At 39.8% G+C, this 9,864-nt stretch carries 9 protein-coding genes and 2 riboswitches; of the genes, 7 read left to right on the forward strand and 2 right to left on the reverse strand.

Translation table 11 applies throughout. The annotated features are described in order from the left end of the window. Positions 1–23: 23 nt before the first annotated feature. Together U5907_06390 and U5907_06395 are read right to left on the reverse strand one after the other, a co-directional pair. A complete protein-coding gene (locus U5907_06390; protein WRQ32210.1) occupies positions 24–827 on the reverse strand; it encodes a M48 family metallopeptidase in 804 nt (267 codons plus the stop codon). Positions 828–862: 35 nt separating this feature from the next. After that, complete coding sequence (locus U5907_06395; GenBank protein WRQ32211.1) at positions 863–2,347, reverse strand: SLC13 family permease; 1,485 nt, start codon at positions 2,345–2,347, stop codon at positions 863–865. 50 nt (positions 2,348–2,397) lie between these two features. Next, a riboswitch (cobalamin riboswitch) is annotated at positions 2,398–2,621 on the forward strand. 75 nt (positions 2,622–2,696) lie between these two features. Between U5907_06395 and U5907_06400 the strand changes: the two genes are divergently transcribed. The 7 genes from U5907_06400 to U5907_06430 all read left to right on the forward strand — a co-directional run bounded on the left by U5907_06400 (position 2,697) and on the right by U5907_06430 (position 9,853). After that, positions 2,697–4,094 carry a diphthine--ammonia ligase gene (locus U5907_06400; protein WRQ32212.1) on the forward strand — a complete coding sequence of 466 codons (1,398 nt, stop codon included), beginning with the start codon at positions 2,697–2,699 and terminating at the stop codon, positions 4,092–4,094. Continuing rightward, positions 4,091–4,621, forward strand: a complete 531-nt coding sequence (locus U5907_06405) for a cob(I)yrinic acid a,c-diamide adenosyltransferase (GenBank protein WRQ32213.1) — start codon at positions 4,091–4,093, stop codon at positions 4,619–4,621. Before U5907_06400 ends, U5907_06405 begins: the two co-directional genes overlap by 4 nt. Beyond that, positions 4,587–5,597, forward strand: a complete 1,011-nt coding sequence (locus U5907_06410; GenBank protein ID WRQ32214.1) for an iron ABC transporter permease — start codon at positions 4,587–4,589, stop codon at positions 5,595–5,597. Before U5907_06405 ends, U5907_06410 begins: the two co-directional genes overlap by 35 nt. Then, complete coding sequence (locus tag U5907_06415; protein ID WRQ32215.1) at positions 5,576–6,388, forward strand: ABC transporter ATP-binding protein; 813 nt, start codon at positions 5,576–5,578, stop codon at positions 6,386–6,388. The genes U5907_06410 and U5907_06415 overlap by 22 nt, the downstream gene beginning before the upstream one ends. Next, positions 6,385–6,969 carry a histidine phosphatase family protein gene (locus U5907_06420; protein ID WRQ32216.1) on the forward strand — a complete coding sequence of 195 codons (585 nt, stop codon included), beginning with the start codon at positions 6,385–6,387 and terminating at the stop codon, positions 6,967–6,969. The genes U5907_06415 and U5907_06420 overlap by 4 nt, the downstream gene beginning before the upstream one ends. Beyond that, positions 6,953–7,167, forward strand: a riboswitch (cobalamin riboswitch). (Overlaps the previous gene by 17 nt.) 67 nt (positions 7,168–7,234) lie before the next feature. Further along, on the forward strand, positions 7,235–9,334 hold the full coding sequence (locus U5907_06425) for a TonB-dependent receptor (protein ID WRQ32217.1): 2,100 nt from the start codon (positions 7,235–7,237) through the stop codon (positions 9,332–9,334). Between the two features lie 3 nt (positions 9,335–9,337). Next, positions 9,338–9,853 carry a bifunctional adenosylcobinamide kinase/adenosylcobinamide-phosphate guanylyltransferase gene (locus U5907_06430; GenBank protein ID WRQ32218.1) on the forward strand — a complete coding sequence of 172 codons (516 nt, stop codon included), beginning with the start codon at positions 9,338–9,340 and terminating at the stop codon, positions 9,851–9,853. Positions 9,854–9,864: the final 11 nt, after the last annotated feature.

Below are 9,864 nucleotides of genomic sequence, written 5' to 3' on the forward strand. Positions count from 1 at the left end.
TCAAAAGATATTATGGTTCTTGTCTATTTTGCAGGAGAATACTTAAGCGCTTCAGGTATTACTGCCATTATGTTTTGAATTCTCCTTTCATCTGAAGGGTGAGTACTAAAAAATTCAGGCATATTGCTCCCTCCCTGACTCATCTTTTGCCAGAACCCGGGAGCCACATTAACATCATATCCGGCCATAGCCATAATTATAAGACCAAGTCTGTCCGCTTCATATTCATGCTTTCTTGAGTATGGGAGGAGAACACCTAACTGACTTCCAACATTAAAGGCAAGACCAAATATTGCCTGGGTTTTCTGACTCTCTGTTCCCACAAATTGTGACAGAGCCTGGCCTGCAACACCTACAAGTGCCTCCTGGCTCATTCTCTCATTGCCGTGTTTTGCCAGGGCATGTGCAATTTCGTGACCCATTACAACTGCAACCAAATCAGGAGTATTGGTAATTTTCAAGATTCCTTCGTAGAATACGATATTACCATTAGGCAGACAGAATGCATTCACCTGATCGCTTTTGACAACATCAAACTGCCACCTGATTCCTTCAAGCTCTCTCTCCAGGCCATTCTGTTTAAGGTAGTTTGCAACTGCTCCGGTAATTCTCTCGCCAACCTCTTTAACCATTCTTACATTTCTCTGGTCTGAAGAAATTGTGGATTTTGCCATCAAATCAATATAGGCCTGATTTGAGAGTGATGTTATCTGTCCCTGATCATACAGCAGAACCTGATTTCTTCCTGTAATGAGAACCTTGCTGCAGCTTCCCGCCAGAATTGCAGTAAAAACAGTTAATACTATTATTGTAAAGATCTTTTTCATAATTCTTTGTTTTAATGATTATTTACAAATATAACTCAATTAAACATTGATCCCAGATAAACAAAAAGGGTAATTAGTAAGGCACCTATAAGATTTATCATAAGTCCGGTTTTTGCCATTGTCTTTACCGACACTCTGCCGGTCCCGAATATTATTGCATTTGGAGGAGTTGCCACAGGCATCATAAATGCCATGGAGGCCGATATTGTTGCAGGAATCATAAGCATTAAAGGGTTTAAACCGGTTGTCACAGCTATACCGGCCAGAATGGGCAGCATCATCTCTGTTGTAGCTGTGTTGGATGTAAGCTCCGTCAGGAAAGTCATAATCAGACTAATGACTAGGATCACAATAAAAGGGTGTAATGAGGCTACTCCGGCAAAATGGCTCCCAACCCACAGAGAGAGTCCACTCTCTTTAAACCCTGTGGCCAGAGCAAACCCTCCTCCAAAAAGAAGAAGAATACTCCATGGCAATTTTACGGCACTCTTCCAGTCCATAATCATACCCCTTTTTCCTGTAGATGAGTGCCCCCCTTTTCCAGCGGGAATAATAAACAGTATTATGGCCATAAAGATTGCAACAGTACCATCGTTAATATATTTTGAATCAGGGAAAATTCCCGACCACCCGGGCAGGGTAAACCCTCCCAATTCAATATCGGCTCTGAAAATCCATAATAAAGCAAGCAGAGAAAATATTACAAATACAATTTTTTGTTCTCTTGTGGTACTCCCCATCTCCTTTAACTTTATATGAAAAATATCTCTCTCTACCTCCCTCCATTCTCCCTTAGCAGGACGGAAAACGAAATAGAGATAGATCCAGATAAAAGCAGCAATTGAGAGAGCCAAGGGAAGGGCAAAAATTAACCATTTGTAAAAAGAGACCTCCGGAAGTTCAGGAAAATAAATATGAAATATCCTGGCGAATGAGAGGTTAGGAGGTGTCCCTACGAGTGTAGCCACTCCGCCAACTGAGGAGCTGTATGCAACTCCAAGCAGAATAGCAATTGAAAAGCGGCCGGAACCTCTCCCCTCCATAAGTTTATCCAGCTGAAATATTATTGCCATTGCAATGGGCAGCATCATCATTGCAGTTGCTGTATTAGAGATCCACATAGAGAGGAAAAAAGAGGCTGCCATAAACCCCAGAAGGATTCTTGACGGACTAACACCTGTTATACACAGAATCTTATAAGCTATTCTTTTGTGAAGCTCCCACCTCTCCATAGCCAGAGCCACCAGAAAACCTCCCATAAAGAGGAATATTGTATCATTAAAATATGTTGCCGACACAGCCTTGCCATCCATAATCCCCAGGATGGGGAAGAGCGCAACAGGCAACAGAGAGGTTACGGCAAGAGGGAGAGCCTCGGTTATCCACCATGTTGCCATAAGAATTGCGACAGCCAGTGTGGCGGTCACCTTTGGGTTTTCCGGGTCAATATCTCCAAAAAAGAGCAGGAGCAGTGCCAGCACCGGAACAACTACAAAACTTATAATTTGTTTGAGTCTCAATTGGTTTGTCAATCTTCTTCAAATATACAGGAATTTCAAAAATAATATTCATACATTTGCAGTGAAATGGTAGTATTTATTTGCTTACTGCAAATGAAACTTTAAAATGGGAATCAGGTTTAAATCCTGAGCTATACCCGTAGCCGTAAGTTCATTTTATGTTTTTCGAACTCTTTGACCACTGAGAGAATCAGGAAATATCACCTGAGAGTACTTGGGAAGGTCTCGAAAAACTGAACAAGCCGGAAGACCTGCCATAAAAAATATTATTTGTAAAACTTCGGGAATAAAGTTTTTACGGGCAATCTTTTTTATTGCACCCTTATTCCTGTTTAAACATTCAGTCTCTATGAGAGCCTTTATCTCCTGGAGTGGTGGCAAAGATTGTACTCTTGCACTACATCATTTTTTAAGCAATCCTCAAAATAAGGCCTGCTATCTTGTCCACTTTCAAACAGAAGAATCCGGGATTTCAAAACATCACAGATTTGGTAAAGATGTATTTGATATGCAATCTGACTCCCTGGATATCCCACTGCTCTATGAGGAGGTTACCGCTATGGGATACGAACACCATCTTAAGAGAATAATTGACAGATGCAAGTCAGAAGGGATTTATGCAGGAGTCTTTGGAGATATATTTCTGGAGGAGCACAGGGCCTGGATTGAGAGGATCTGTAAGGAGAGTAATATTACCGCTCTTTTCCCATTATGGGGAATGAATACATTATCTGCAGTCCGGGAGTTCTGTAATTTAGGATACAAAGCAAGAGTTACCGGGACCAGAGAAGAGGAAGAGTTTTTGCCGCTTAAAGGGATGGATATTAATAACGAGTTCATCCAAAAGATTCAGACAATTGAAGGTGCTGATCCATGCGGCGAAAAGGGAGAGTATCATACTATGGCTTATGACGGACCTCTTTTCAAAAAGATAATCTCAATAATTGCTATACTATTGTTGTTGTTGCCGGGCATTAAGCTATCAGCGGAAAATTTCAGAAGAATTATCTCTCTTACCCCATCTGTTACACAAAGCATATACTATTTAGGAGCCCGGGAGGCTCTCGTTGGTTGTACCAGTTATTGTCATATTGCAAAAAAAGATGGAGTAGAAATTGTCTCTTCTGCAATCAAACCAAATCTGGAAAAAATAGCAGCATTAAAACCAGATCTTGTCCTTGCATCCGGGATGATTTCTGAAAGAGATATTAATACCCTTAGAAGGCTTGGGATAAAGGTAGAAATTCTCTCAACACCTAAGTCATATGAAGAGATTTGTACCCAGTTTGCAGCAATCGGAAAATTAACCGGCAAAGAGCATGAAGCAAATCAAATAATCAAAAATTCCAGAGAGAGAGTCAATTCAGTTTACACAAAAATGAGGGCATCTGGAAAGAGGGATAGATTTTTTATTCAGATTGGAGCTGCACCCATCTATACTGTAATACCACACACATTTATGGATGATTATATTAAATTTTCATATGGAGAAAACATTGCTTGTGACCTGGAAAGTGGAACCATAGGAAGAGAGTTTGTTGTAGCAAGAGACCCTGACTACATTTTTATAGTCACTATGGGGATTGTTGGAAAAAACGAGGAGAGTGTGTGGAGAGGCTTTAGGAATTTAAAAGCTGTACGAAAAAATAAAATATTTATACTGGAATCTGAACAGGCATGTCAGCCAACTCCTGTGACTTTCGCAGAGACACTGGAAATTATTAATAAATACATATCAGAGAAATGAAGACAAAGGGATTAATTCATGTTTATACCGGAGATGGAAAGGGCAAAACCACCTCTGCAATTGGATTGGCTTCCAGAGCGCTAGGTGGAGGAATGAAAGTTTGTTATGTATCATTCCATAAACGCCCTGAGCTTTATGGATATACAGAAATGGATAGTTTGAAAAAACTGGGGGCAACTGTTCTGAATTTTGCCAAGGGTCATCCCCACCTGGACCAAAGCATAGATTCTGAAGAACTCTCAAATGAGGTCAGGAATGGGCTTAATCATATATCAAATTTGATCTCCAAAGAGAAATATGACCTGCTTATACTTGACGAAATAATAATATCAGTAAGAGACAAATATCTTAATGAGGAGGAGTTAATCTCATTTATTAAGGAGAAGCCGGAGGGGCTTGAACTGGTAATAACAGGCAGATCCGCAACTGATAATATGATTGAGATGGCAGACTATGTTAGTTTCATTAAGAAAATAAAACACCCTTACGATAATGGAATTACAAGCCGTAAAGGCATTGAGTATTAAAACAGGAAAAATTGCTCTCCTTATTGCTTTATTGTTTTTTGCATCCCTTCTATCCCTGGGGACCGGGGAAATAAATATTTCATTTAATGAACTTCTTCATTTTATTAATAATGAAGGATCTGTTTATTATGAGGTTCTTCACAATATAAGAATTCCCAGAACGCTTCTTGCAATTGCAACCGGAGGAGCATTAGGATTGTCAGGTACAATACTTCAGGGAGTCTACCGGAATCCCTTAGTTGAACCATATACACTGGGTATTTCCGGAGGGGCATCTCTGGGTATAACGATTGTTATCGTCACAGGTATTAACGCAACCGGCATAGTATCATTACCTCTTGCCGGCTTTTCCGGAGCACTTGTGACAATTTTTCTGGTATACTTTCTTAGCTACAGGAGAGAGGGTATAAATATTACAAAAATGCTTCTTACAGGAGTTATGATAAGCTTTATCTCAGCCTCTGCTGTTATGTTCCTGATGTCAATCACTGCTGTTGAGAACATCCACGGGATAGTCTTCTGGACAATGGGCTCTCTTAATGAATCAGATCCGTTTATGGTTTATGGAATGCTGACTATATCAATTTTGGGCCTCCTCTTGTCATACCTCTTTGTATCTCCTCTAAATGCATTAAGGCTGGGAGAATCAGCAGCAAGATCTCTTGGAGTTAACACAAAATTGACAATATGTATTCTCTTCCTGATAACATCACTGCTGACAGGAAGCGCAATTGCAGTTTCCGGTGTGATAGGATTTGTAGGGCTTGTCATTCCTCACATTTCCAGGCTAATAGCAGGCACAAATTACAGAACTCTTCTTATTATCTCATTTTTGTCCGGAAGTGTATTTATGCTCCTCTGTGATATGCTTGCGAGAACACTGGTCTTTCCAAACGAGCTCCCTATAGGAGTTATAACAGGTATTTTTGGTGGTATAACATTTATTGCACTCATATGGATAAAAAAGAGTACTTGATAATTAAGAACCTCACCTGTGGGTATATGGGTGGATTTAAACTTGAACCTGTCAATTTAGTATTGAAAAGGGGATGTTTTGCAGGTGTTATTGGATGTAACGGATCCGGAAAAAGTACCCTTTTCAAAGGACTCTCAGGCGAGTTAAATCTTTCAGGAGGAGAAATTCTCCTTGATGGTATTAGTTTATCAAAACTCTCACTTAAAGAGAGGGCAAGGAGGGTCGCTCTTGTTCCACAGTTTATTGAAAAAAGTCCCATAACGGTAGAGGAGTATGTTCTTATGGGACGAATGCCGTACCAGAGGCTCTTTCAATATTCAGAGTCAAAAGAGGATATTGAAATAACTAAAGAGAGCCTTGAACAGACAGGGATATTTCACCTCAGGAAGAAGAGGGTGACAGAGATCAGCGGAGGAGAACAGCAGATGACTGCTATAGCATGCGCACTTAATCAAAAACCGGGACTTATGCTTTTAGATGAACCCACTTCCCATCTTGATATCAAGTTCCAGTCAAAAATCATGAATCTTCTTCAGCGGTTAAATGAGGAGGAGAGGCTCACTGTAATTATGATAATACACGACCTTAATCTGGCAGGAGAGTACTGTGACCACCTTTCACTTATAAAAGAGGGTAAAATAATTATACAGGGGAGTCCGGAAGAGGTGCTTACATACACGAACATTGAGCTTGCGTATAGTTCTGTAGTTGTTGAGAGCAGGAATCCTGTATCAGGCAAACCGGCAATATTTCAAGTATCAGAAAAGTTTTCCGGGAGGGGGATATCATGAAAGTAGTACTGGTTAGACATGGAGAAACAATAGAGAACAGAGAGGGAATCTGTCAGGGGCAAACCGAAGGGAGGCTGAGCGAGCTTGGAGTATTACAGGCCTGGCTTACGGCCGGAGAGTTAAAAAACACAAATATTGATCTCTGCATTTCCAGTGATTTAAAAAGAGCGATTGAGACTGCAGAGATTATTTTAACCGGAAGAGATATCTATATAGATAAAGAGCCCTCCCTCAGAGAGAGAAATTATGGAAAACTTCAGGGAAGACATTTTTCTGACTTTTCAATTACTCCTGATCTGATGGAAAATATGGAGAGCGAAGAGGAGCTTAAAAATCGTGTAAGCTTTATTGTAAGATTACTAAAGAGGTCTCCTCTGTCCAGCAATGTTTTAATTGTCAGTCATGGAATAACATTAAGAATCCTGATACTCTCACTTATTGAAAATAGTGAGAAGTGTGATTTAGTCAATTCTGAAAAAATTGATAACTGTTCAATTACAATTTTAGAAAGAGATGACTCGGGTCATTTCACCATAAAAGAGTTCAATAATACAAACCACTTAAAAACTAACTGCCTATGACAATTTAACAAAAAGCCTTAAATCAAAAAATGTCGACACAATGGAATCCGGTAATCTTATTGTATAGAAAAGCCGGAGCTGTACCCGCAGCCGTATGTCATTTAATACTTCTGAAGCACATAAGCCACTGTCCTATAGGATGGGAAGGCGTCAGAAGCAAGACAAGCCGGAAGACCTGTCGCCAAGAACCATCGCTTTCGGGAAAAAAGGCACTCGAGAGTTTATGGTTAAGCATAAACGTTTAACTAATAACTTTTTTACAATAATGAATTTTAAAACATTTACAGGAGCTGTAATTATGCTCCTTCCCCTTGGTGCATTCGCACAAGCAGAGCCAATTGATACTACAAAAAATTATGAAATTGAAAAGGCTGTGGTCACAGCCTCTAGAATGCAACTTCCTCTTAAAAGCATTCCCCAGAAGGTGGAGATTTTAGATAAATCCATAATAAATAAAAGCCCTAATGAAAATCTTGGTGAAATTCTGAAGAGAAGGACAAATCTGGATATTATTCAATACCCGGGTGCAATGACAACAGTAGGACTCAGAGGGTTTCCTGCAACAGCACACTCAAGAAACTACACTCTTATTCTAATTGACGGCCTGCCCGCCGGCACAAATAATCTTGCCACAATTCCCTCCGATTTTATTGAAAAGGTGGAGATTGTTAAAGGGCCATACTCTGTTATGTATGGATCCGATGCAATGGGAGGGGTAATTAATATCATTTCTAAAAAACCGGCAAAAGAGGCTCAGGGTGGAGCATCTGTTGGAGCAGGTAATTTTGGTCAAACTCATTTCAGCGGATATGCAAGCGGAGGCGTAACTGACAAGCTGCTCCTCTCAATTTCATACAGCAGAATGGAACAAACAGCAGATTACCAGATTGGTTCAAAAAACATTCTGGGGATTACTGAGACCGAAAAGAATATCCTGGACAAAAAATCATATGGAGATATTATGGAGAATTCAAAATTCCGGATAAGTCAGTTTAATGGAAAAATTGAATACAACATTAATAATAAGGTTAAGGCTGGTATATTTTCATCATTGATGCTATCAAATGATATTGAGACTCCCGGAAACTACTGGCATAGTTACGGGAAATCAAAAAAAGAGATTACCAGATTCTCAAACTATGGAGAGATAAGCTATTCAGAGAAGAATAACCTTCTGCTGGTCTCTCCCTACTCAAGTATCCAGAACGAATCAAACTATAACAATAATGACAATGAGGCCTTCATTAATTCAAAAGAACAGATAAGACAATCTGGAATAAAGATTGGCAATACTCACACCTGGGGTAGATTCAAATGGCTCGCGGGTCTTGATTATGATTTGTATGATGTCAAATCTGAAAGATTCTCATCAAAAATCACTCCTGCAAACCCATACAGACCAGACCATTCCAGAGGCTCACTCTCTCTTTTCACACAACTGGCATACTCCTATAACAAGCTGTTTGTCAGCGCAGGAGGACGATTCAACAACATCACATATATCCTCCGGGAAAATAAGTTGCTGGGAAGTGAAAAGAAGAACTCAAATTACAATAATTTCAATCCATCATTGGGAGTCAAATTTGAGGCTCTACCCTGGATGATAATCAAGGGGAGCTTTGGAAGTGCTTTTTATGTTCCTGATGCTTATAAAAGCGCCGGTGTATATATGATTGGCAAGAAGAAATATGTAGGAAACCCTGATCTTAAACCTGAAAGTACCTCTTCATTTGACTTTGGTATCAACTTAGGGAAAGCACCTCTGCTAAATGTTGATGTAACATATTTCCAAAATTTTTACCAGAATAAGATTGTTAATGATAACAGTCAAAAAGATGTTACTACTTATAAAAATGCCTCAAACGGAAATATGAGCGGGATAGAGTTTATGGCTTCGTCAAATATTGCATCTCTGTGGACAAAAGGCTCCAGACTTGAGTTTTACGGAGGGCTGACATGGTTTATTAATAACACATTTGAGGATGTCATAACAAAACAGACCCTTTATACAAGAGATGTTACAGCAAATTTTGGGATAGTTTATGACAACTACAAAGGCTTTGAAGCAGGTATAAACAGCAGGTACTCCGGCCACAGACTAGAAAATGACTGGATGACATGGGACAATCTCAGGCCAGATATTAAGTCTGTGCACTATTATACCAAAGGTGGATATACAGAGAGTGATCAAATTTTAAGACACCCTTCCAGTTTGATTTTTGACGCTTATGCATATTACACAATAGGCGGTAAATTCAGAGTAGGAATTACAGCATCCAATCTTCTTGATGAAAATTACACAGAGAAAGATGGTTACAATATGCCGGGCAGGTCTGTAATGGGTAACATAAGTGTAAGATTCTGAGAAATGAGAGAGATAATCTTTATTACCGGAGGCCAAAGGTCCGGTAAAAGCAGTTTTGCACAGGGATTGGCGGAGAGTTACTCCGCCCGTCCCTGTTATCTTGCCACAGCCAGAATCTGGGATGATGAATTTAAACAAAGGATCGAGAGACATCAGCGGGACAGAGGAGAGATGTGGCAAACAATTGAAGTTGAGAAGAGGATTGGAGATGTAAAAATGGAGGGAGAGGCCATTCTGCTGGACTGCATTACACTTTGGCTGACAAATATATACAGCGACAACAACTTTAATGCTGAACTTTCGCTTGAAGAGGCAAAAAGGGAGTGGAATAAGTTCACTTCTCAGGAATCCACGCTAATTGTGGTTAGCAATGAAATTGGAATGTCTCTGCATGGAGCCGACAAGTGCAGCAGAGATTTTACGGATCTTCAGGGATGGATGAATCAGCATATTGCAAAAAGTGCGGACAAAGTCATTTTAATGATTTCCGGAGTCCCTGTAACAATCAAAAATAATTGACCAAATTCTAA

This window comes from Bacteroidales bacterium MB20-C3-3 (assembly GCA_035609245.1).
In the GTDB taxonomy this organism is placed as follows: Bacteria; Bacteroidota; Bacteroidia; order Bacteroidales; family UBA932; genus Bact-08.